The sequence below is a fragment of the Roseburia yibonii genome (assembly GCF_014297335.1).
GTDB lineage: Bacteria > Bacillota > Clostridia > Lachnospirales > Lachnospiraceae > Roseburia_D > Roseburia_D yibonii.
The window spans coordinates 18,463-42,167 of sequence record NZ_JACOQH010000002.1 but is presented as its reverse complement, the minus strand read 5'-3'; the positions used below and the strand labels follow the sequence as shown (position 1 = coordinate 42,167).

At 48.0% G+C, this 23,705-nt stretch carries 21 protein-coding genes; 1 reads left to right on the top strand and 20 read right to left on the bottom strand.

Annotated features, from left to right (window positions below; all coding sequences use genetic code 11):
- Window positions 1-14 precede the first annotated feature (14 nt).
- Genes H8Z76_RS02805 through H8Z76_RS02790 form a run of 4 tightly spaced genes read right to left on the bottom strand, consistent with a single transcriptional unit; the run spans window position 15 to window position 6,727 of the window.
- Window positions 15-1,202: an AAA family ATPase gene (locus H8Z76_RS02805; protein ID WP_147618162.1), complete on the bottom strand. Its 1,188-nt coding sequence runs from the start codon at window positions 1,200-1,202 to the stop codon at window positions 15-17.
- Complete coding sequence (locus H8Z76_RS02800; RefSeq protein ID WP_186981597.1) at window positions 1,163-1,927, bottom strand: hypothetical protein; 765 nt, start codon at window positions 1,925-1,927, stop codon at window positions 1,163-1,165. The genes H8Z76_RS02805 and H8Z76_RS02800 overlap by 40 nt, the downstream gene beginning before the upstream one ends.
- A 10-nt stretch (window positions 1,928-1,937) precedes the next feature.
- Window positions 1,938-3,173 carry a DUF5716 family protein gene (locus H8Z76_RS02795; RefSeq protein ID WP_186981596.1) on the bottom strand — a complete coding sequence of 412 codons (1,236 nt, stop codon included), beginning with the start codon at window positions 3,171-3,173 and terminating at the stop codon, window positions 1,938-1,940.
- Window positions 3,170-6,727: a DUF5717 family protein gene (locus tag H8Z76_RS02790; protein ID WP_186981595.1), complete on the bottom strand. Its 3,558-nt coding sequence runs from the start codon at window positions 6,725-6,727 to the stop codon at window positions 3,170-3,172. Before H8Z76_RS02790 ends, H8Z76_RS02795 begins: the two co-directional genes overlap by 4 nt.
- A 98-nt stretch (window positions 6,728-6,825) precedes the next feature.
- Between H8Z76_RS02790 and H8Z76_RS02785 the strand changes: the two genes are divergently transcribed.
- On the top strand, window positions 6,826-7,938 hold the full coding sequence (locus tag H8Z76_RS02785) for a pyridoxal phosphate-dependent aminotransferase (RefSeq protein ID WP_022515258.1): 1,113 nt from the start codon (window positions 6,826-6,828) through the stop codon (window positions 7,936-7,938).
- 65 nt (window positions 7,939-8,003) lie between these two features.
- Here the strand turns inward: H8Z76_RS02785 and gltA are convergent, their stop codons facing one another.
- The 16 genes from gltA to H8Z76_RS02710 all read right to left on the bottom strand — a co-directional run bounded on the left by gltA (window position 8,004) and on the right by H8Z76_RS02710 (window position 23,704).
- Window positions 8,004-9,389 carry an NADPH-dependent glutamate synthase gene (gene gltA, locus H8Z76_RS02780; RefSeq protein ID WP_186981594.1) on the bottom strand — a complete coding sequence of 462 codons (1,386 nt, stop codon included), beginning with the start codon at window positions 9,387-9,389 and terminating at the stop codon, window positions 8,004-8,006.
- Window positions 9,389-10,279 (bottom strand): sulfide/dihydroorotate dehydrogenase-like FAD/NAD-binding protein, encoded by an 891-nt coding sequence (locus tag H8Z76_RS02775; RefSeq protein WP_022515256.1) that lies wholly within the window; start codon window positions 10,277-10,279, stop codon window positions 9,389-9,391. Before H8Z76_RS02775 ends, gltA begins: the two co-directional genes overlap by 1 nt.
- Before the next feature lie 128 nt (window positions 10,280-10,407).
- Window positions 10,408-11,379 (bottom strand): delta-lactam-biosynthetic de-N-acetylase, encoded by a 972-nt coding sequence (locus tag H8Z76_RS02770; RefSeq protein ID WP_243240407.1) that lies wholly within the window; start codon window positions 11,377-11,379, stop codon window positions 10,408-10,410.
- Entirely contained in the window at window positions 11,276-11,542 is a 267-nt protein-coding gene (locus tag H8Z76_RS13545; protein ID WP_022515254.1) for a hypothetical protein, read from the bottom strand. Before H8Z76_RS13545 ends, H8Z76_RS02770 begins: the two co-directional genes overlap by 104 nt.
- 19 nt (window positions 11,543-11,561) lie before the next feature.
- The gene (locus H8Z76_RS02765; protein WP_022515253.1) at window positions 11,562-12,956 is read right to left on the bottom strand and encodes a radical SAM protein; all 1,395 of its coding nucleotides are present in this window, start codon (window positions 12,954-12,956) and stop codon (window positions 11,562-11,564) included.
- A gap of 26 nt (window positions 12,957-12,982) precedes the next feature.
- A complete protein-coding gene (locus H8Z76_RS02760) occupies window positions 12,983-13,258 on the bottom strand; it encodes an acylphosphatase (protein ID WP_186981592.1) in 276 nt (91 codons plus the stop codon).
- A gap of 123 nt (window positions 13,259-13,381) precedes the next feature.
- Window positions 13,382-13,636, bottom strand: a complete 255-nt coding sequence (locus H8Z76_RS02755; protein ID WP_022515251.1) for a hypothetical protein — start codon at window positions 13,634-13,636, stop codon at window positions 13,382-13,384.
- A 13-nt stretch (window positions 13,637-13,649) separates the two neighbouring features.
- Window positions 13,650-15,755, bottom strand: a complete 2,106-nt coding sequence (gene glgX, locus H8Z76_RS02750) for a glycogen debranching protein GlgX (protein WP_147618168.1) — start codon at window positions 15,753-15,755, stop codon at window positions 13,650-13,652.
- Between the two features lie 45 nt (window positions 15,756-15,800).
- Window positions 15,801-16,583: a bifunctional hydroxymethylpyrimidine kinase/phosphomethylpyrimidine kinase gene (gene thiD, locus H8Z76_RS02745; RefSeq protein WP_147618169.1), complete on the bottom strand. Its 783-nt coding sequence runs from the start codon at window positions 16,581-16,583 to the stop codon at window positions 15,801-15,803.
- Complete coding sequence (thiE, locus tag H8Z76_RS02740; protein ID WP_186981591.1) at window positions 16,580-17,221, bottom strand: thiamine phosphate synthase; 642 nt, start codon at window positions 17,219-17,221, stop codon at window positions 16,580-16,582. Before thiE ends, thiD begins: the two co-directional genes overlap by 4 nt.
- 110 nt (window positions 17,222-17,331) lie before the next feature.
- A complete protein-coding gene (locus tag H8Z76_RS02735; RefSeq protein ID WP_022514192.1) occupies window positions 17,332-17,598 on the bottom strand; it encodes a hypothetical protein in 267 nt (88 codons plus the stop codon).
- A gap of 15 nt (window positions 17,599-17,613) precedes the next feature.
- A complete protein-coding gene (locus tag H8Z76_RS02730) occupies window positions 17,614-18,513 on the bottom strand; it encodes a carbohydrate kinase family protein (RefSeq protein ID WP_022514193.1) in 900 nt (299 codons plus the stop codon).
- Window positions 18,514-18,728: 215 nt separating this feature from the next.
- A complete protein-coding gene (locus tag H8Z76_RS02725) occupies window positions 18,729-20,453 on the bottom strand; it encodes a methyl-accepting chemotaxis protein (RefSeq protein WP_186981590.1) in 1,725 nt (574 codons plus the stop codon).
- A 251-nt stretch (window positions 20,454-20,704) separates the two neighbouring features.
- Entirely contained in the window at window positions 20,705-21,247 is a 543-nt protein-coding gene (locus H8Z76_RS02720; RefSeq protein WP_186981589.1) for an NADH peroxidase, read from the bottom strand.
- Window position 21,248: 1 nt separating this feature from the next.
- A complete protein-coding gene (locus H8Z76_RS02715; RefSeq protein ID WP_186981588.1) occupies window positions 21,249-21,647 on the bottom strand; it encodes a Fur family transcriptional regulator in 399 nt (132 codons plus the stop codon).
- A 167-nt stretch (window positions 21,648-21,814) separates the two neighbouring features.
- On the bottom strand, window positions 21,815-23,704 hold the full coding sequence (locus tag H8Z76_RS02710; RefSeq protein WP_330594942.1) for an ABC transporter ATP-binding protein: 1,890 nt from the start codon (window positions 23,702-23,704) through the stop codon (window positions 21,815-21,817).
- Between the last annotated feature and the right edge of the window lies 1 nt (window position 23,705).

The window sequence follows — 23,705 nt, the reverse complement described above, 5'->3', positions numbered from 1 at the left end:
GGATTTTGTGCATCCTAGAGGCCGCCGAGCCGGTCGATGGAATTTAAGATTTCCCGGATATCCGCCGTATCTCCCGGATAATCCACCAGCATACGCTCTGTATTTTTGCGCTTATCCTTTAAGGATCTTGTATCATTTTCTATTTTTGCGCGAAGTTTCTGCCTGCGTTCGATCAGATCATGCTTGATCTCCACCATCTCTCTCGGATCTACGAGCGCCTTTGCCTGATCCAGCCAGACTTTTGTATCATAAAGCCGATAGCTGCGCAGTGCCCGCAGTAATTTCGCGTTGTAAAAATCCAGTTCTTCATTCAGCTGCTGGAATTTTTCCCTCTCTTCCACCGCCTCTTTGTATTCTTCCCAGATCTGGTTAAATTCATAAGAATTTTTCACATGATATTTCTCGCAGGCATAGTCCACCGCATTGGTCGCATTGACATATTTGATCTTCATCTTGTTTAACAGCGTGATCGCGTGATTTCTGTTTCTATCGGACTGTCTGATCTCTTCCGCGTTATTCTGTTCCCGGTGATAGATCAAAAACGCGCAGACACCCGCCGCGAATAAAAAGAGCATCCAGATCCACTGGGTATTCACCGCAAAGATCGACTGCAGTACCAAAAGTACCGCAAACACGATAACCGCCACAGAAAACAGGATAATGGAAAGTTTTCGCAGGAAATTCTGCTCGTCGCGCAGCGCTTCCGCATTGTACACCCATTTCGTTTTTTCCGATTCCAGATACCGCATATCCCGTGTTACGGCTGCCTGATATGCTTCGCTGGATTCCAGGCGTCTGATCGCATCCGGTATCTCGTCTTCTTCCCGCTGCATCTGCCGGAACTGTGCATCGTTGATCTTTTTTTCCGTCTTCATGTATTCGGTTCTGGTATTTCCGAGTGCCACTACATTTTCCGCCGCCTGCCGGATCTCCGCCATCTCTTCCTCCGACATATCCTCAAGCAGCTGTATGTCATTCAGATAGGAAGTGACCACTTTGTACTCCGACTTAGTATCCTCCAATGCCTTTGCCGCCTCGATCATCTGCTCACATTCATCCAGCATCCGGTTTCCCGGCTGATCCCCGCCTTCCGGCATTTCTTCTGCTATCACATTTTCCCTGATCTCTACGTTTTCTGCTTTTTTTCTCTTTCGAAATAGTTTCATCTGTCTTCTGCCGCCTTCCTGTACTCCTGTTTCCACTGTTCCATCATCCCAAACAACAGAGCTTCATAGCCTCTGACATCCCCGTTTTTCTTTGTTTCCTGTATTTTCTGCCATTGTTCTAAAAACTTTTTATCCTGCGGTTCTTTCTTAAAGTCTTCCTCCAGACATGCGCGTGAGAGCAGCGCCGCTTCTGCGGATTCCTGCTCCTCATTTTTTGCATATGCTTTCTCATAACATTCCCCGGCGCGCGCGAACATGAAAAGCCTTGCGTATGCCGTTCCCATGTTATGCCATACTCTGCCAAGCAGCACTTCTTCTCTCCGGTTCTCCGGCACATGCTCCGTGAGCGGCTCATATGCCCGGATGCTGCTTTTATATTTTCCGCTCATAAGAAACCTGTCTGCTTTTAAAATTTCCTGCTCAAACAGGCTTTTGTCTTCATATGCTTTTATTCTGGCCAAGACACGTCTTCTCTGTTCCTCATCCAGATACGACACCATTTTTAAAACCGTATCCGTAAACTCTGCCATATCCTTTTTCCCGGCAAGCAGATCAAAGAGCGTCTGTCCCTCATCTGCCAGCCCCAGTTCCTCTTTTACCCAGCCGGCAAAGGATTCTTTATAAATGTCTATCCCTGTCAGTTCCGCGTGCTGATCCATGCACCACGCCAGTTCCTCCAGCGAATATATGTTTACCGCTATACTTTCCAAAAAATACGGCACAGCCGCCAGCGTTCCGCGGCATAAGATCAATTCTCCCATCCTGTTTTCCTCACATCTTCAGGGTATACAAAAAAACCTTGTCCGAGCTTTTCCGGATCTCTCCAAATCCGAGATCTTTGATACTCACCTGTATTTTCTGATCCGAAAGTGGCTTTAACGTGATCCGCAAACGCTTGGTCTTTGCCGGACACTCCGGCAGATCCGTCAGTTCCAGTGTCTCCACCTTCGCCTCTCCACTCTCCGGATACTGCAGCCAGAAATCAACCCGTGGCGCGTCATCCAGGATCACTTCACATTCTTTTTCCGCCTCAAAACAGCTTTCTCCGGCTGAAAGCAGCGAATAAAATGAGATCCCCTCTCCGGTTCGAACCTTTATGCTCACATTATACTTTAATTCATGCTCCCCGATATACACAAACGGCCAGTGGAAATATCCATCCCGCACACCGGCGGCATAGCACACGCCCTTTGTATACAGATTTTTACCGAAAAACGCCCGTCTCCCACTGCACAGCATGCGTACAGACTGTTTCATCCAGTCTCCCTCGAAACCATCTCCGACCAGATAACTGCAGGATATGATCCTTCCCTGAAACACTTCTTTGATATATTCCGAAAATTCAAGGTCACGATCCCCGCTTAATCTCCCATACTCTTTTTTGAGCAGTGTGACGATCTGTGGCGTCGTGTTTTCATTTCTGGAAAGCACACAGCTCCACAGCCTGTCATTTTCACCGGAAAACAGAACCACATCATGCAGCCAGAGTTCTTTTTTCTGACTGAGTGCGTAATAGTAAAAGCTCTCGCTGTGATCCATCATAAAAAACTGTTCCTTCTGGATCCCCAGTTTTTTCATGATCTCTTTCAGCATCTTTACTTTTTCCGCGTCCAGGTCTTCCACGGTAAGTCCCAGCAGATGGATCTTCATCTGCCCCTTATATCTTCTCGGCAGCATGAGCACTTTCCGGAAAAATACCGCCAACAGATCCATCGCCCGGTAATCCACGTCTTCGATCCGTATCACGCTGCCCGCTTTCGCCTGCTCCCAGAGATCCTGTATGAGCGTTCCGCCACCCGCGTCCGCATTCTGGCGTTCGAGTGCCTCCCTGCCAAAATACCACTGTCCGATCCCTCTTTTTTTGTAAAGCGCCATTGGGATCTGGTACTGCTCACTGCCTGCGATCGTACTTAAGGTTTCCGGCTCTCTGTTTCCTTCGGTAAAACAACTTACCAGCACATGGTTTTTCCCGATGTCCATGCCGATATAGAGTTTTTCTTCCGTCATCTGCCTTCACCTCTCTGCCCGGTGATCACCCGGAAATTCTTTTCTGTAAATTCTTTCTTCTTCTCATACGCAAGTGCCAGCCGCTCTAACTCCTCGTAATTTTGCAGGGTCAGGTTCATAAGCATCGCGTTTAAAAATTCATAACTGTCCTTTTCCTGCTCTCCGTATACGTCCTGTCTGGTAATCTGCGCGCTCTCCGTAATCCTTGTCTGCTCTCCGTTTCGCTCTTCGATATAGTACTGCAGGGAATCCCCGAAAAACAGCATAAAACGGCTTACATAGATCCCCGCATACACTTCTTTCATTTTCTCTTCTTTAAACTCTTCTTCGCCTACCGCGTAATGCAGGATCACTTCTGCCTGCGCATCTGTATGATATTCCAGGAAGGTCTGCCCCTGGAAGAAATATTTCTGCTGTAGCTTCCGGTCAAAGCGTTCGTAAAACGAAAAATACATATCCCTTGCCGTATACTCTCCTAGCAGCGCATCGACCAGTTTTTCTTCCTGTTCCTGCAGTTTCCGCTCAAACGCAAGATGTTTTAAAACCGCAAGTCTGCATGCGTCGGTCAGAGGTTCTTTTTCCAGAAGTTTTTCCTGTAATTCCAGAAAGATCTCCGGATCGATCACCATGTCATCCACAAAGTAATGCTGCGCGAAGTAATTAAAATATGCAAGCAGCACCGTGCGGTCTCCTCCGTTTTTCGCATACTGCCGGAAGAGATCCGATGCGTGTTCCACAAACTCTGTCGTATAAAGCATCTGCACCAGGATCCACTCCTCCAACTCCGGATCCTCGATCTCATACTTCTTTGCTGTCTCCCACAGCTCATACATCTGTCTGGTCGGTCCGTGATAATAACGGCAGAGATAACGAAGGAGAACATCGTTGTATTTGCCGGCACGCAGTGCTTCCATGCCAAGTCCGACTAAAACTTCATCCTCCTCATGATCCCCGGTCTCTATCATGTGACTGCACAGTACGACCAGTTTCGAAGGATCGGCGAGCTCACTGCCACAGGAGATCAAAAGATCGTATGCCTCTTCAAAGAGCTTGCGTTCCATCAGCAGGGAGAAGACATATTTCCGGGCATTTTTATCCAGCCACGAAACATCTGTTTTTTTCAGATACCGCTCAAGTTCCTCTTCCATGTCATGGATCACATAGTACTCCAACACTCTTGGCATGAGTTTCGCTTTATATCTTTTATCCACCGCGTCCGAATCCATAAGCACCGAAAAAAGCGCACCGTCTTCCCCGTCAACGGCATAGAAATTTTCTTTTCCCGCAAGGTATCCGAGCGCATACTCGATCCGGTCCGGCGCATAGCGCATACACTTCCGCAGATAGCGTCCCGGCCGCATAAGCTTTTCAAGCTGGTAGGAAAGCGAGGTATAACGCCGTCCATTTCTGTCTTCTAATAAGATTGCGTATTCTCCCGAAAACAACGGAACATATGCACTGTTTCCCTGAAATGCCACACGGATCTTCTGCCTTAACTGCGGCTCGATCACCAGCGCACCCGTGATATCCGGTGAAAAGCACACCAGTTTGTTCATGTAAAGAATGCGGGCGAGCGACTCGGATAATTCCTTTGTGAGCATTCCCTCGTCCAGCATTTCCTCATAGATCACCGACAGATTGTCATTGATCCTGCCTTTTTTTATCTGCTGCATGGCAAATCGTTCCATCTGCCTGCGGTAATTCTCATACAGTCCCGGCTCTTTTTCCCGGTTGGCGATGATATTTACATATAAAACCGCCTTCTGCTCATCTGAAATACTGCTGTCATACTGAAAATACAGCAGCACCTGACGCGGAATACGGACAATACTCCGCTTATCCAGTGACATCATGTATGCTTCGTTCAGATTCGTAATATGTAATTCTTCCCGGATCGCCCGCGCATACCACGCCACATAATCCGGAACAAAGCACTGCCCCTTGATCAGATACGAACAGATAACAGAAAGCATCTCTTTTCCGTCAAAATAACGGTATGCCTCACTTAAAAGTTCATATATCTTTTTATCAAAAACCCGCTTGTTCGCCGCGAGGTTCATGATCGTAACTGCCAGTTCCCTGTTTAATGCCTTTTTTGCTGCCGCCCATCGCAGGATCTTAAGCTCGGTACCTTCGAGTGATGTGACAAGTCCCGGATCGTGCTGATACAAATACAGCGCTTCCAGATAAAGATACGGGCTTGCCGTTCCCTGCCCGATCCTCTCTTTTATCACTGCGAGTTTTTTCGCCGGATCATCCAGATATTCTTCTTTTAAAAACAAAAGTACCCAGAACAGGATGTCGTTGTCCGGATTTTCGCGAAAGATCTCCTGGATACGCTGCGTGTTTTTCCTGACATAGGAAGGCTCCCGCTCCGCCAGTGTACACAGATACAGATAGTAGCCATACTGCGGGCTCTCCGTGTCCTCCGCCTCTTTTTTATAAGCCTCAAGGATCCAGAGTGCCTCCTGTTTCTGTCTGTTGATCAAAAGCGCCTGTGCCCGCATAAGTGAAAACCACGCATGATCCGGTTCTAATGCCTGCATATGCTGCAATAAACGCACCGACTCCGATGCCCACACTCCGGTCACGATCCGCTTTAGGCGATAATCGGTATAAAGCTCCGCCAGTTTCACACGCGAAGACGCCAGTTCCATCCGCTCCCGTGAAATATGTTTTTCCCGCTCCCCGGAAGAAACGCAAAACTCCACGCACTGCACCTGACTGGTATTTTTTAAGGTAACGCGCGCAAAATTTCTGCCCGCATGCAATTTATCCGCACGGATACGGTAATACACCTGACATCTGCTGCCGATAAAGTCCGCTGTTGTGACTTTTCTTTTCTCCGGGATCAGAAAATCCGCATCGCTGTCTACATCCAGCTCCACATAGCCCCATTGGTCTTTCTTTAACTCGATCTTTCCTCTGATGTCTTCCGTGATTCCGTAGTATTCCTGATATTTCGTGTCAAGCGAAATCAGAACACTGCTCTTTTTCCCGGTTCCGACCAGAAATTCTTCCACATTCTGCGGCAGAAACGGCGGCTCTGCAAATCCCTCATAAAGAAGGCGTTCCCTTACCTGCTCTTTCTTCAAGACGTTGCGAAAACTTTTAGACGAAAAAACCTTGCAGGCTTCCGTAAAATTTTCTTTCGCAAGACGTGTAAAATCCGCAAGGCTCTTTATCTTTCCGATCGACGAATCCGCATAAAGTTTTGTCACATCCGCCTCATAGGCAAGATGATACTCTCCGCCCTCCGCAACGACATAAAATTCTCCACAGACCACATCGCCTTCGGTCAGCCCTGCTCCGTGGAACTGGTAACGGATCGTCACTTCCGTCCCTTCAAACTGCGGCGTCAGACATTCCATACGCGTATCCGAGGTATATACCACACCGCGCATCGGGATATGATTTAAACTTTTTATGGTAAATGTACCGGATACCTCCTGTCCTTCCAGGATCTCCAGCTCTATTTTATCTGCCGAAAATTCCGGCACCGGACGTCCCTGTCCAAACTTCCCCCTTGCGAGTTCCTCTATTTGTTTCCGCACCTCTGCCACCCGCTTTTTCTTTCTTGCTTTTTCGTTTCATACAGTTATAATAGATTATAAACTATTTGACAAATTCATGCAACATCTGGAGGTAAACTATGATACAGCACAAAGAGCACTTTCACGGCAGTGATCTTGAGAAGATCGAGCAGATCTATGGCATAAAGAAGGAAGAGATTACCAGCTTTTCCGCCAACGTAAATCCGCTCGGCATCTCACCGTTACTGAGAAAAACACTGGCAGATCACATCGATGCCATAAGCACTTACCCGGATCGGGAATACACCTCGCTGCGCCGCTGTCTGTCCGCCTATACCGGTGCCAGCCCGGATCACATCATTGTCGGGAACGGCTCCACCGAGCTGATCTCTTTATTCATTCAGATCACGCATCCAAAAAAAGCCCTGATCCTTGGCCCGACCTACTCCGAGTATGAGCGGGAGATTTCCTTATGCGGCGGTACGACCGTATACTATCCGCTCAGAGAGGAAGCGGATTTTGCTCTCGATGTACACGATTTTACCGAACGTCTTGACCAGACGCTCGATCTTGTTGTCATCTGCAATCCCAACAACCCGACTTCCTCCTGTATCCGTGCTTCCGAGATGGCACAGATCCTCGCCGCCTGCAGACAATACGGGATCTATGTCATGGTGGATGAGACCTATGTGGAATTTGCGGAGCATGTGGATGAGGTCACGAGCATCCCGCTTGCGGCATCCTACGATAATCTGATCGTTTTGCGCGGCACCTCCAAATTTTTCGCCGCTCCCGGTCTCCGTCTCGGCTATGCCGTCACCGGAAACGGGGAACTGCTCACCGAGATCCGCACAAAGAAAAATCCCTGGACGATCAATTCCCTGGCTGCGATCGCGGGGGAGATCATGTTTCGGGACACCGACTACATCAACGAGACCAGAGCACTGATCTCCCGGGAACGGAAACGGATGGCTGATGCCCTCTCCTCCATTCCTGGCGCACCGGCTTACAAGCCTTATCCCGCCCACGCCAATTTCGTCCTTGTCCGGATCTTAAAAGAGGATCTGACCTCCGGATTTTTGTTTGACACCGCGATCCGCGAAAAAATGATGATCCGTGACTGTTCCACTTTCCCATATCTAAGTGAGAAATACATCCGCTTTTGTGTGATGTCCCCCGAAATGAACGATAAACTGCTCGACTGTCTGATCGCGGCAGCAAAAAAGCGCTGATCCAAAACGGATCAGCACTTTTTTTATTTATTCTGCAGCAAGTTTTCCAGCATCAGAAATGCTTTCTATTTTCCCTGTAAATACTCATCGATCGCCTTTGCCGCATGCTTTCCTGCACCCATTGCAAGAATAACCGTAGCCGCGCCTGTCACGGCATCTCCACCGGCATATACTGCCTCTTTGGATGTCTTTCCGGTTTCTTCCTCCGCAACGATACATTTTCTGCGGTTGGTCTCAAGACCTTTGGTTGTGGAAGAGATCAGCGGATTCGGAGATGTTCCGAGAGACATGATAACTGTATCTGCCTCCATCTCATACTCAGAACCAGGGATCTCTACCGGGCTTCTTCTGCCGGACGCATCCGGTTCCCCAAGTTCCATGCAGATGATCTTAATTCCTTTTACCCAGCCGTTTTCATCTACCATGATCTCTGTCGGATTCTGCAAAAGATCAAAGATGATGCCCTCTTCTTTTGCGTGATGTACTTCCTCTGCTCTCGCCGGAAGCTCTGCCTCACTTCTGCGGTATACGATATGTACTTCCGCTCCGAGACGAAGCGCTGTTCTCGCCGCATCCATCGCAACGTTTCCGCCGCCTACGACTACAACTTTCGCGCCTTCACGGATCGGGGTATCATACTCGCTCTTAAATGCCTTCATCAGGTTATTTCTGGTCAGGAACTCATTCGCGGAGAACACGCCGTTTGCCTGCTCACCCGGAATACCCATGAAACGCGGAAGTCCTGCACCGGAACCGATAAATACCGCCTCGAAACCTTCCTCTTCCATCAGCTCGTCGATCGTCACAGATTTTCCGATCACAACGTTTGTCTCGATCTTAACGCCAAGTGATTTTACGTTTTCAATTTCCTTCGCAACTACTTTCTGCTTCGGAAGACGGAATTCCGGAATACCGTAGCAGAGTACGCCGCCTGCCTCATGCAGTGCCTCAAAAATCGTCACATCATAACCGAGTTTTGCAAGATCTCCTGCACAGGTAAGACCGGAAGGGCCGGAACCGATCACTGCGACCTTATGTCCGTTCTTCTTTTCTGCCGGAGCAGGCTTGATTCCGTTCTCTCTTGCCCAGTCAGCCACAAAACGTTCCAGTTTTCCGATGGAGACCGCTTCACCTTTGATGCCACGGATACATTTTCCCTCACACTGGCTTTCCTGCGGGCACACACGTCCACAAACTGCCGGAAGCGCGCTAGACTGTGAAATGATCTGATATGCTGCTTCAAAGTTTCCCTCTTTTACCTCCGCGATAAAAGCCGGAATATTGATAGAAACCGGGCATCCCTTTACGCACTGCGCATTCTTACAGTTCAGGCATCTGGATGCCTCTGCCATTGCTTCTTCCTTGGTATATCCCAAACAGACCTCCTCAAAGTTCGTTGCGCGAACTTTTGGTTCCTGTTCTGTTACCGGTACTTTCTTCATTACGTCCATTATTTGTCACCTCCACAGTGTCCGCATCCGCCATGATGGGTATCACCCTCCTGCAGTTTTAACATGGCTCTGCCTTCTTCCGTCTTGTACTGCTGCTGCCGTTTCATTGCCTGGTCGAAATCCACGAGATGACCGTCAAATTCCGGTCCGTCTACGCAGGCAAATTTCACTTCATCGCCTACCACCAGACGACAGGCACCACACATACCGGTTCCGTCCACCATGATCGGATTCATGGATACCACGGTAGGAATGTTCAGTTTCTTTGTTAAAACGCAGACAAATTTCATCATGATCATCGGTCCGATCGCAACACAGTGGTCATAATGGTTTCCGCCATTTACCAGTTCTTCCAACTGCGCGGTTCCAACTCCGTGGAATCCGAAAGATCCGTCATCGGTCGTCACATAAAGATTTCCTGCAACCGCTTTCATCTCATCTACATAAAACAGAAGATCCTTGGTACGGGAGCCCATAATGACATCAACATCCACACCGTGCTCTTTTAACCATTTTACCTGCGGATATACCGGAGCTGTTCCGACTCCACCCGCGATAAACACGATCTTCTTCTTTCTGGTTTCCTCTAAATTTTCTTCTTCGCAAAGCTCAGATGGGCAGCCGAGCGGTCCTACGAAATCCATAAAAGAATCGCCCTCTTTATATTCCGCCATACGCGTTGTGGAATATCCGACAGTCTGGAATACGATCGTAACCGTTCCCTTCTCTCTGTCATAATCACAGATGGTGAGCGGGATACGCTCTCCCTCTTCGTCCATCTTTACAATAATGAACTGTCCAGGCAGACAGGACTTCGCCACACGCGGAGCCATGACATCCATCAGATAGATCTTATCTGCCAGCTTTTCTTTTCGTACGATTGGATACATAACCTACCTCCATAATTTTTCCCTTGCAGTATACGTCAACAGAAAACCCGTTTCCATTTTACATACTTATTTCCATGATAATCGAATTAGTCCGAAATAGCAACGATAACTTCCATCTATGGCTTGTATTACTGCAGTGTATCGCTGTAAACACCGATCTCATATCCCTGCGCGCGTACCTGGTCGATAAAGCTGCCAAGGATATCCGCATTGGTCTGTGATTCCGCATGCAGCAGATAAATTGCGCCCGGATGCAGCTTCTCCATCAGAAGGTTTAACGATTCTGTCTCGTCCGGCTGATTGTTCACATCCCAGTCTTTGTAAGCAAAACTCCAGAATACGCTCCGGTAATTGCAGTTGTTTACGATCGCAAGCGACTGCTCGCTGAACTGTCCGGTCGGATAGCGGAACAGATACATGGAATAACCGAAGTTTTCTTTGATATAAGCATCCGTTTCCATGATCTCAGCCGTCTGATCCGCGATGCTGAGTGACGGCATTCCATCAGACGGATGATGTACGGTATGGTTTCCGACGATATGTCCCTCATCGATCATGCGCTGTACCAGATCCGGATCCGCCTCCGCATAAGGCTTGGTCACGAAAAAGACTGCCTTTGCGTTCTTTTCCTTTAACGTATCGAGGATCTGCGGCGTCATGCCATACTCATATCCCTCATCAAAGGTCAGATAGACCACTTTTTCTTCTGTATTCTTGATAAAATCCACGCTGTACGGCGCAAATTTTTCCTCGTAATTCAATGCGTCCACCGGACGGTTAAATTCATCCCTGGTAGGTCCCATACCCCAGCCCTGACTGGTGTTATCAAGCCCTTCCACGTTTTCGATCATGGCATTGTGAAGTGTTACCACGCCGGACTGCGCGACCTCTGTTTCCGTTTCCGTCTCGGTTTCCGTCTCTGTCTCCAGAACCGCCTCTGTCGCGTCATCCGCCCTTCCATCCATAGATTCTGTCACGGTTTCCGTTGAATCTTTTTTATCCGGCTGCTTTTTCTCCAGCACATGCTGTAACGCCACAAGCACCAGCAGCACGATCAGCAAAAGCACAAGGCAAAAGCCCGCCCGGATCAGTTTTTTCATGTTTTTGTCCCTCATCATTACTTACCACCTTTTCACATACTGCTACCATTGTAACATAGGAATGCCGTTTTGTAAGAATAATTTTTATCCAAAACTGTAAATCATTTCTTAATTTTATCTGAAGTTCCAATAAAAAGACGCCATGAAATGTATCTTTTTGCATTCCATGACGCCAAATCCTTCTATATTATGTGATTTATGCTTTTTTCTTCTTTTGCCCTGCGGTTTTCCTTCCAGAGTTCATCCGCCTTTTTCTCCCAGCGCTCTGCGTAAGGCGTTGTCTTGTTGCACAGATCATCCACCGGCTCCGGTGAAGTCATATCCGTAGACTTTGCCCCGCTCTCGTGAACCATCTTGCGCAGACGTTCCGGATTTTCAAGCATTGGACAGGGACGAAGCATGTTGTCATTAAACGGCATATTGTTGTGGTACTGCATAAAGAGCGGCTGTTGTAAACACTCCAACAAACTCTTTTCCTTGATATTTGCGCCAGAATAATGAATAAATACACACGGTTCCACATCCCCGTTCGGGTTGATATGCAGATAGTTCTTTCCGCCTGCGATACAGCCGCCTACGAACTCCGCATCGTTCTGGAAATCCATTGCGAAGATCTGCTTTCCGGTCTTCATGCCACGAATCTCACGCACTCTGTGATACATATATTCTCTCTGCTCATTGCTCGGCAACAGATCGAGCGCGGCGTCATTCCCAACCGGCATATAGTGGAAATACCAGGCAAGACGACATCCCTTTTCGATCAGCATGTCAAGGAATTCATCCGAAGTGACCACTTCTATATTCTTGCTGGTATAGCAGATGGATACTCCGTATAAGAGGCCGTTCGCCTTCATGATGTCCATGGCATGCATAACCTTTTGAAAGACTCCTTCGCCGCGTCTTCCGTCGTTGGTCTCCTCATAGCCTTCCACACTCAGTGCAAACGAGATATTTCCGACTTTTTTTACTTTCCTGCAGAACTCCTCATCGATCAGTGTTCCGTTGGTAAAGATATGGAACGCGCAGTCATTATGCTTTTCCGCCAGTTTTACAATGTCATCCTTACGCACCAGCGGCTCTCCACCTGTCATGACATAGAAATGAATGCCAAGTTCTTTTCCCTGTGTGATGATATCGTCCAGCTGGTCAAAGGTCAGCGACATCTGATGTCCGTATTCTGCCGCCCAGCATCCGGTGCAGTGCAGATTACAGGCACTGGTCGGATCCATGAGAATCGCCCACGGCACATTGCACTGATATTTTTCACGCATCTCCTTGACACGTTTCATTCCCGCAAGTCCGGCTTCATAGCCGAGATTCAGCACATGCATCTTTACGATGTTCGGATCCAGCTCGTCCAGTGATTTGTACATGAACTGCATCCACTTCTCTTCCGGATGTGAAAACAGTTCCCTCGCATTGTCAAATACATAATCCGGGTAGGAACCGCCCATGATCTTCTGTGCCATATCCACCAGTTTTAACAGGTTCGTCTCGCGGTCCTTGTTAATATATTTCATTGCTCCATCAATCGTTACTTCAAATGTTTTTCTGGTAATCGCATGTTTGATACCCATTTTCTCAATCCTCCAGCTGTTATTCTTTAGTAATAATCCAGGATCCGAAAATCCTGTTCTGATACCGGTTCCCTGTCACAGCGTTCTATTCTTGAGACAAAAATATACGAACTGTGGCAGAGTCTGTCAATGTATTCCTCGATCAGTTTGTCATCTCCCTGCACTTCCAGTTCCACCGAACCGTCTTCCATATTCCGCACAGTCCCCGTAAGCTCCAGCGCGTCTGCCATGCGCTTCGCGCGATACCTGAAACCCACGCCCTGTACTCTGCCGTATACATTCAGATGTTGCCGTATCTCCATAGCCTACCTTCCTTCGTCTGAAAATTTACATAATATACTATATCATCTTTTTTTTCGCTATCAAATATACAAAAGGATGGGAATGTAGCTTTCTGCCATTCCCATCCAGGTGCCTGTCTTTTCCTATAATAAATTGGTGAGTTTGCTCATTTCCTTCGCTTTTTCCATCAGTTCATCCGCGTGTTCCATCAGATAAACCTCGAGCTGTTCTACTTCCTCCTCGGAAAATCCCTGCTGATTTTCGATCGCGCAGTCCGGCAGGATGCCATCCGCGAAATCTCTGCCGTCCGCCCGCTCAAACCGGACGCTCACGACCTTTTTTCCTTTCCGGTTCAAAAGTCCGGAATAAGTAAAATTGAGTGTTTCTGAAGTTCCCATCTCTTTCTCCCTTCTAGCGCTTCTCCGCGACCAGGATCAACACGCTTCTCTGACTGATCACCGTCTTATACTCCTCTGTCATCTCTTTTAATTTCCAGGATTTCCATGCCGGGTCATATTCCGCCGCAGTGTCCACCTTGATCTTCCATACCAGACCGACCGGCAGTTCCGGAAGCGTCAGATTCAGATCTTCCCAGTAGGTATTGACCGCCACATAGACGATATCGTCTTCCTCCTGATCTTTTTTTCGTCCCGCGTACATCAGGCTGATGCAGTGTGTATCATCGCGGCATTCCGTGTTCCATGGCACATCATTGTGTACGCTGATATCCGGGAAGCCGCATCTGGATTCCTCTGTCGTCTTGCGCAGCACTGGATGTTCTTTTCGAAACCGGATCATCTCTTTCGCGAATTCGTACATCTCGCCGTACTTTTCCCTGCGGCTCCAGTCCAGCCAGGAAGTGATGTTATCCTGACAGTACGCATTATTATTTCCAAACTGCGTATTACAAAATTCATCTCCCGCCAGAAACATGACCGCACCATGGCTGCACATCAGTGCCGCAAACGCGTTTTTGCACATACGGAGCCGCAGCGCGTTTACCGCCGGATCGTCTGTCTCGCCTTCCACGCCACAGTTCCAGCTGCGATTGTTGCTCTCTCCGTCCTCGTTGTTCCAGCCGTTTTTTTCATTGTGCTTTGTGTTATAGGAATACATATCATAGAGCGTAAATCCGTCATGGCAGTTTATGAAATTGACGGTAGCGTTTTCTCCACGGTATTTGGGGTCGTAGAGGTCTTTTGACCCGCTCATGCGCGCGATCGCCGCACCTGCATATCCGTTATCGCCTTTTAAGAAGCTTCGCATATCATCGCGGTACCTTCCGTTCCATTCCGCCCAGCGGTTCCAGGACGGGAAGCTTCCCACCTGATACAGTCCGCCCGCATCCCATGCTTCCGCGATCAGTTTTACTTTTCCAAGGATCGGATCAAAAGCAAGGCTCTGTAACAATGGCGGATCACTCATCGGAGAGCCGTCTTCATTTCTTCCGAGGATGGATGCCAGATCAAACCGGAAGCCGTCCACCCGGTAATTGATCGTCCAGTAACGCAGACACTCCAGGATCATCTGCTGTACAATCGGCTGATTGCAGTTTAGTACATTGCCACAGCCGCTGAAATTGTAATAATGTCCATCCGGGGTCAGCATGTAGTAAATGTTGTTGTCGATCCCTTTAAACGAGAAAAACGGTCCCTTTTCGTTTCCCTCCGCCGTATGGTTAAATACGACATCCAGAATCACTTCGATCCCGTTCTGGTTCAGCTCACGGATCAGCTTTTTTAATTCCAGTCCCTCGCGGTTATGCGAATCCATCGAAGAGTAGGAAGTATTCGGGGCGAAAAAGCACACCGGGCTGTACCCCCAGTAATTATAAAGCTGTTTTCCATCCACCACGCGGGAATCTTCCATCTCGTCAAACTCAAACACCGGCATCAGTTCCACCGCATTGACCCCAAGGCTCAACAGGTACGGTATCTTTTCCCGGATCCCGGCAAAAGTTCCCTTGTTTTTTACTCTGGACGATTTATCCTCGGTAAATCCGCGGACATGCGCCTCATAGATGATCAGATCGTCAAACGGTATCTGTGGCTGTTTTGTCTTGCCCCAGTCATACTCACTGCGCACTACTCTCGCTTTATAGAAAAATCCCTCATCCTGTTTTTCTCCCCAGAGCCGCTGTCCCGCAACTGCTCTCGCGTATGGATCCAGGATAAATTTTCGCTTGTCAAAGATCAGCCCTTTCTTCGGATCAAACGGTCCGTCGAACTGGTACGCATATTCAAGCTCCGAAATATTTAAGTCGTACACGATCATCGAATAGGTATTTCCGATGCGGTAGTCCTCCGGAAACGGGATAAGCGCATACGGTTCGTCCTCCCTGTTATGGAATAACACAAGTGTGCAGGCGGTCGCCTGGAAGGAATGTACGGTAAAATTCACCCCGACACCTCCCGGTATTTCAAACGCGCCGTTAAAATTATAGTATCCAGGTCTTACCTGAAATCCGTTTATCACATCCGTTGGATGCTGTAATAACTGTTTTCTGCTTTCGTCCATAGTCCCTCTCCCTTCCTTCTTTTCCCCTGCTTTGTTCCAAAAAGATCATTTCCGCAGCCGGTACATATGATCCAGCGGGCCATTACCATGACCGAGATCAAGTCCCGCCGCGATCGCTCCGGTCAGATATTCCTTTGCGCGTCGAACCGCCTCCTTCAGCAAAAAGCCCTCCGCCAGTCCGCAGGCGATCGCTGAAGATAACGTACATCCGGTTCCATGTGTGTTTGTATTATCGAGCCGCGTCCCCGGAAACCAGACGCCCTCTTTTCCCGTAAAAAGGTAATCATCCGCGCCGGTATCCGCGTGTCCGCCTTTGATCAGCACTGCGGTATGGTACTTTTTCGCAAGTGATGCCGCAGCCTGTTCCACTTCTTTTTTATCGCGGATCTCCTCACCCAACAGCCGTGCCGCCTCCGGTATATTCGGGGTGATCAGCGCAGCCTCCGCAAACAATTCCAAAAAGAAATCCCCGCTCGCGTCCCCGGAAAGTTTCCTGCCGCTGGTCGCTGCCATAACCGGATCCACGACTACCTGCGTGATCTTTTGCTCCTTTAATGCTGCTGCGATCACAAGAAGCTGTTCCTTATCCGGGATCATTCCGATCTTGACTGCATCCGGTCTGATGTCAGAAATGACACTATCCAGCTGTTCCTTCAAAAACGCGGCCGGCACCGGCATCACATCCGATACGCCAAGGGTATTCTGCGCCGTTAAGGCAGTGATCACACTCATCCCATACAATCCATGCGCGGCAATGGTCTTTAGATCCGCCTGTATTCCGGCTCCCCCGCTGCAGTCACTTCCCGCGATCGTAAGTACCGTTTTCATGCCTCTTTTAACTCCTTTACGCACCCTGCCAGTTCTTCTGCCGCTGATGCGATATTTTCTGCCGCGATCACTGCGGAAACGACCGCAACCCCGTCAATTCCGGTTTCTTTCAACTCTTCCACATTGTCAGCCTTGATCCCCCCGATCGCAACGATCGGGATCGCAACCGCCGCGCGGATCCTCTTTAATTCTTCCTTTGAAGTCACTTTTGCGTCCTGCTTGGTTCCGGTTACAAACATTGCTCCGACACCGAGATAATCCGCACCATCCGTTTCTGCCTTTCTTGCCTGCTCTACAGTTCTTGCGGATACCCCGATGATCTTATCCGGTCCGAGCAGTCTTCTCGCCTCCGCCGCCGGAATATCACTCTGTCCTACATGGACACCGTCGGCATCCACCGCAAGCGCAATGTCCACACGGTCATTGATGATAAGCGGCACCCCCGCCTGATCGGTGATTTTTTTTACTCTCTGCGCAGTCTCAAAAAATTCTTTTGCCGAGCAGTTCTTTTCGCGCAGCTGTACCATCGTCACCCCGCCAAGCAGCGCCTGGCGCACCGCGTCTTCCACCGTATCTGCCCGCATCAGATCACGGTCTGTACAGAGATACAGCGTATAATCCACATCACTTTTTTTCATCGTTCTCTCCTTTTGTCCTTCCCTGTTGCCGGTTTTCCCGTCGCCATTACAGAAGACGGCTTACGTCATGCATCCTAACGTAAGCCGTCTTTTTGTTTCCCAAAGAAATCTTACGAAACCGATCCGTTCTTTTTGTTATGTTCACGCTTCTGCTCATTTAATCGCTGAATCAGTGATTCAAACATTTCATCCTCGTCCGGTTTCTTTTTTTCTTCTTCTTCCTTTTCTGCCGCTATATGCGCCTCTTCGTTGATCTGTAATGTATGTGTCGCCTGATGGTACTGAACCCTTCCATCATCCTCCACCTCATTGTCCTGTTCCGGTTTTATTGCCTTGTTTAATTCCGCGATCAGCTGACTCTTTAATTCTTCCTTCACACCATTTCCTCCTTGTTATTTATACCGATTCCAGATCAGATCATACCACAGTTTCATCTCGTCTTCCGTCATAAATCCCTTAGATGTACCAACATAACCGATCTTGTACGCTGCAAACATCAATGCATATTTGATTGCTTCGTGATAATTTCCATTTTTATGATAATAATGTAAAAAGCAGGATAACAGCGCATTTCCTGCACCCACTGTATTTACCACTTCTTTGATATGGACCGCAGGATACGGTACCACCATATTGTCCGCTCTTGTATACATCAAAAGCCCGGCTTTTCCCATTCCGAGGATTCCGCACTCCATGCTGTACTCCTCACTCATGATGCGCATCGCCTCATACGGATCGGACTTGATCTCGTCATCGCTCACATATATAATATCCGCTACGGTCAGAAACTTCTGATCCAGCTCATTTTCCCGATCGAGTCCGTTGAAATTAACGACCAGTTTCTTTCCGCTTTCCTTGACCGGCGCAAGAAACGGCTCACAGAATTTCGTATTAGATAAGATCACGAGATCCGCTTCCGCAAGCGCTTCCGCGAAACGCGCCATATCATACGGCACCTCTTCCATATCTTTAATATCCTCAAACGTCTGCAGTTTCCGCTCACTGTCATAAAAGATAACTGCCGACGGTGTCTGCTCTAAGCTGGCAAACACATAACGTGGATCCAGATGTTTGGTCTGAAACAGATGGCTGTCCCGCTCTCCGATGTTAGATACCAGAGTTACATCATCCCCCAGCCATTTCAATGCATTGGCAACATTGTATGCGTCTCCGCCGATCCCTCCAAATATCGTATCATAGCAACGTGTCACACGACTGTACTGAATCGGAAGCTGTGGTACTTTTACAATCGTCTCTCTTTGAATGATCCCTGCTGTTAGAAATTTTCCCATAGCACTACCTCTCTTTACTCTGTATGTAAATAAAAACCTCCGAAAAACCTATTGCTTTTATATATTACAATTATACAATGTACGGTCTCATTTTTCAATTTATTTTACAGTTTTGTACCACAACTGCGTCCATTTTTCTCGTCGCTATTACGCAAAAGTGCCCTTCCGGAAACTTCTGCCTCCGAAAGGACACTTGGTAAAGATCCTATAAATGTTTATGCTTTTTTCAGCTTGAACTGCTGTACCAGATCACTTAAGGAATCGGATTCCGCAGAAAGCTCTTCACTTGTTGCGGATGATTCTTCCGCGATCGCTGCATTGCTCTGTACAACTTCAGAAATCTGGTTTACACCGCCTTCTGCCTGTTTCATCTGCTCTGCCTGTGTCTCAGATAACTGCTCCAGCTGGTTGGACTTTTCTGCCACTTCGTTGATACCGCTTACCAGTTCCGCGATTGTTGCAGATGTCTTCTCTACTGCACGGTTTCCATTTTCAATCTCTTCGATGGATTTCATGATCAGCTCTCTGGTATTAACCGCAGACTGTGCGCTTTCGTCTGCCAGCTTACCGATCTGAGTAGCAACAACCGCGAAGCCTTTTCCTGCTTCTCCGGCTCTCGCTGCTTCGATCGAAGCGTTAAGCGCAAGCAGGTTGGTCTGCTCTGCGATCTTTTCGATCTCGCCGATGATGCTCTCGATCTGCTGTGACATTTCGCTCATCTGCTGCATGGAATTGGTAACATTGTGCATTTCCTGCTGTGTCCGGTCTGCTTCCTTCGCGTATTTTACGGAAAGCTCGTAAGATTCCTTCGCGCTTTCATGCGTATGATTTACGCCTTCTGTGATCGTTGCGATGGATGCCAACAGTTCTTCCACGGCACCTGCCTGATCGGTGGATCCTTCTGCAAGGTTCTGGGAACCTTCCGCAAGGTTTGCCGCTCCTGCAGATACCTGGGAAGCTGCCTCCTCGATACGGCGCATGGTCTGGTTCATATCCTCATTCATAACATGGATCGCTTCATTCATGGAAGCAAAATCGCCAACGTATCTTTCCGGAATTTCGGAAACACCGGTATAGTCGTTTCTCGCCATCAGTTCCATACGACGGTTTACATCCTTGATGATCAAAGCCAGGTTTGCTGCCATCTCTTTTGCAACCTCTACCATATCAGAAACTTCATCTTTGGTATCCATTTCCGGGAACTCTCCGGTAAGATCACCTTCCGCAAATGTCTTTAAACGTGCACTCAGACGATCCAACGGAGTTACGATATTGACCGCAAGGATATCTCCAAGTTTTTTTGCAATGGAAAACGCGGTTAAAATGATCGCGATAACAATAACCAGTAAAACGATCATCACGATATTTAATGTCTTCTCTAACCGGTCGCCCGCTTCGGTATTGGCATTCATCAGATCGACCATATCCTGATAGAGTGATTCATACTTCGGTTCCAGCTCATCCTGCGCCATCTGCTGCGCATCCGCTCTCGTATCCTTGTCAGACACGTCTTTTCCCATATCAACGATCTGGTCAGCAACCGTAATATATGCATCCAGATCCGTTACGATCTGGTCGTAAACGGTCTGTTCTGCCTTGGTAACTACCGTTTTCTGTACTGCGTCCACATATTCCTGACACGCCTGCTTTTTCGTGCTATATGCGTCATAGCAACTGTCCACAAGGTCCTGATCATCATATCCGATGACCGCACGCAGGTTACTTCTCGTATCCACGAATGTGATCATCATCTTTCCGATGTCACCCTGTGAAAATCCATAATTATTCAACGCATAATCATAGCGGTTTCCCACTACGAGCATCGCAGCTACTACGACAACACCGGAGATACTGACAATCAGGACGATTGAAAGTATAGCCGATGAGATTCTTTCCCGCAGCTGCTTCTTGTTCAGTTTTTCCATTATCTTTTGCAGCATATTATTTCCTCCTCATGCAAAATTTTCTACTCAAATTTTATCACCTGAGCGCTGTTTTTTCAAGTATCATCTCTTTTTTTTACAGTATCAGAATGTCTGTGTACGGAAAAAAGAATACCCCGGAAAATTTATTCAAAATTTTTGCATAATTTGCATGCGTCCGTCTCTCCCGCTGTCCTTACAAAAATAAGGGCATGCAAATTATCTGCATACCCTTAAAATTCTGTGATTTTTTAATTTTTCTGTACTTCTTATCCGAAGTATCTCTTTAACAGACCTTCGAAAGCTTTTCCGTGTCTTGCCTCATCGCGTGCCATCTCATGAACGGTATCATGGATCGCGTCAAGGTTTGCAGCTTTCGCGCGTTTTGCGAGATCTACCTTTCCTGCTGTCGCGCCGTTTTCAGCATCCACACGCATCTGCAGGTTCTTCTTGGTGGAATCTGTTACCACTTCACCGAGCAGTTCCGCGAATTTTGCAGCATGCTCTGCTTCTTCATAAGCAGCTTTTTCATAGTAGGAACCAACTTCCGGATAGCCTTCTCTGTACGCTACTCTCGCCATTGCAAGATACATGCCGACTTCCGAGCACTCGCCTTCAAAGTTTGCTCTGAGATCTGCAAGAATGTCTTCGCTCACACCTTTCGCAACACCTACCACATGTTCCGCAGCCCATGTTCTGTCACCTGTCTGCTCCGTGAATTTCTCTGCCGGTGCATGACAAACCGGACATTCCGCCGGTGCGCTTTCACCTTCATAAACATAACCACATACCTGACATACAAATTTCTTCATTTTAATTGTCCTCCATTCTTTCTTTACATTCCCGGCAAATGCCGTTAAATTCTATCATGTGACAGCTGATTGTCTCACCATCTTCCTTTCGGGAAAGCTCATCGATATAATCCTGATAGGGGATCTTACTGTCATACACCCCATTGCACCTGCGGCACCGGATATGATAATGCGGCTTCGTATTTCCATCGTAACGCACATCGCTGTCGGTGATCGCCAGCTTCAAGATGATCCCGTCCTCTGCTGCCTCGGAAAGATTCCGGTAAACCGTCGACTTGCTGATATGGGATCCCATCTCCTGCAATCTCTCATATACCATGTTTGCAGTCGGATGATTCTTCATTTCACAGAGGGTATCCAAAATCATTCTTTTTTGATGTGTGTTTCTTTTCTCAGCCATAACTGCTCTCCTTATTAGGAATGGTTCTTGATTATAGTATATCGTATTTTTCCAAATTGTCAATAGTTTTTTTGTATTTTTTCTTTTTGTCTGCTATTAAGAATGATTCCAAAAAGGAGCATGCTACAAACTGTTGTCCAGATATAGCCTGCTCCACATATTGTTTTTTATGCGTTTACAATTTTTCCGGTATAAAGCTGGTAATACTTGCCGCCCTCCGCGATCAGCTGATCATGCGTACCTTTTTCTATAATATGTCCCTGCTCAAGTACCATAATGCAGTCACTGTTGCGCACTGTGGAAAGGCGATGCGCGATCACAAAGGTCGTGCGTCCTTCCATCAGGCGATCCATCCCCTGCTGTACCAGTTTTTCCGTTCTCGTATCAATGGAACTGGTCGCCTCATCGAGGATCAGTACCGGCGGATCCGCCACGGCCGCGCGTGCGATCGCAAGCAGCTGCCGCTGTCCCTGGCTTAAATTCTTTCCATCCCCGGTCAGCATCGTATCATAGCCATCCGGCAGTCTTTTGATAAAACCGTCCGCGTTTGCGAGCTTCGCTGCCGCCATAACTTCCTCATCGGTTGCATCCAGTTTTCCGTAACGGATGTTTTCCATTACGGTTCCGGTAAACAGATGGGTATCCTGCAAAACGATCCCGAGCGATCTGCGCAGATCTGCTTTTTTGATCTTGTTGATATTGATCCCGTCATAACGGATCTTTCCGTCCTGGATATCATAAAAACGGTTGATCAGATTGGTGATCGTTGTCTTACCGGCTCCGGTCGCGCCGACAAACGCGATCTTCTGTCCCGGTTTCGCGTAAAGCTCAATGTCATGCAGCACGATCTTTTCATCATTATAACCGAAATCCACATGATTAAAGACCACATCGCCCTCCATCTTGCGGTAGGTCGTCGTTCCCTCCGCCTTATGGAAATGTTTCCACGCCCAGATTCCGGTACGCTTCTCACTCTCTTTTACTTCCCCGTCCGGTCCGATCGTCGCATTGGCAAGTTCCACATAGCCCTCATCGGTCTCCGGCTTTTCATCGAGAAGCGCAAAGATACGTTCCGCACCCGCAAGCGCCATGACCACACTGTTTAACTGCTGGCTGACCTGGTTGATCGGCATATTGAACGACTTGTTAAAGGTGAGGAAACTTGCAAGCGCGCCGAGCGTAAATCCGCCATAGCCGTTGATCGCAAGCACACCGCCCAGGATCGCGCAGATCACATAGCTGATATTTCCGATCTGTGCGTTGATCGGCATCAGGATGTTCGCGAATTTGTTCGCGTTATCCGAGCTGTGGAAGAGTTCATCGTTTAATTTGTTAAACTGCTCAATACTTTCTTTCTCATGGCAGAATACTTTTACCACCTTCTGCCCGTTCATCATTTCCTCGATGTGAGCGTTGACGATACCGATATTCTTCTGTTGTTCTATAAAATATTTTCCGCTGAGTCCTGCCAGCTTCTTTGTGATAAGCAGCATAAGTGCCACCATGACAAGCGTTGCGAACGTGAGCGGGATATTTAAACGAATCATGCACACCAGTACACTTACGATCGTGATCACACTCGAGATCAGCTGTGGAATACTCTGGCTGATCATCTGCCGTAACGTATCGATGTCGTTGGTATAGCAGGACATGATATCTCCGTGCGCATGTGTATCAAAATACCGGATCGGAAGTGTTTCCATCGTCAAAAACATATCATCACGGAAATTTTTTAATGTGCCCTGTGTGACATTTACCATGATCCGTGTATAAGCGTATGCCGCCACTACACCACAGAGGTAAAATGCTGCCACGCGGAGGATCGCATGGATCAGCCCGCTAAAATCGGGGTTCGCGCTTTTGGTAAGTGGAATGATATAATCATCGATCAGTGTCTGCATGAACATGGTTCCCTGCACACTGGACAGCGCCGTGATAAAAATACAGATCACAACGACCACACACGCAAGCCCGTAATTCTTAAATATGTAAGACATCAGACGCATAAACAGTTTTCCCGGTTCTTTGGTCTTTTTTGGTTTCATCGATCCCGGCATC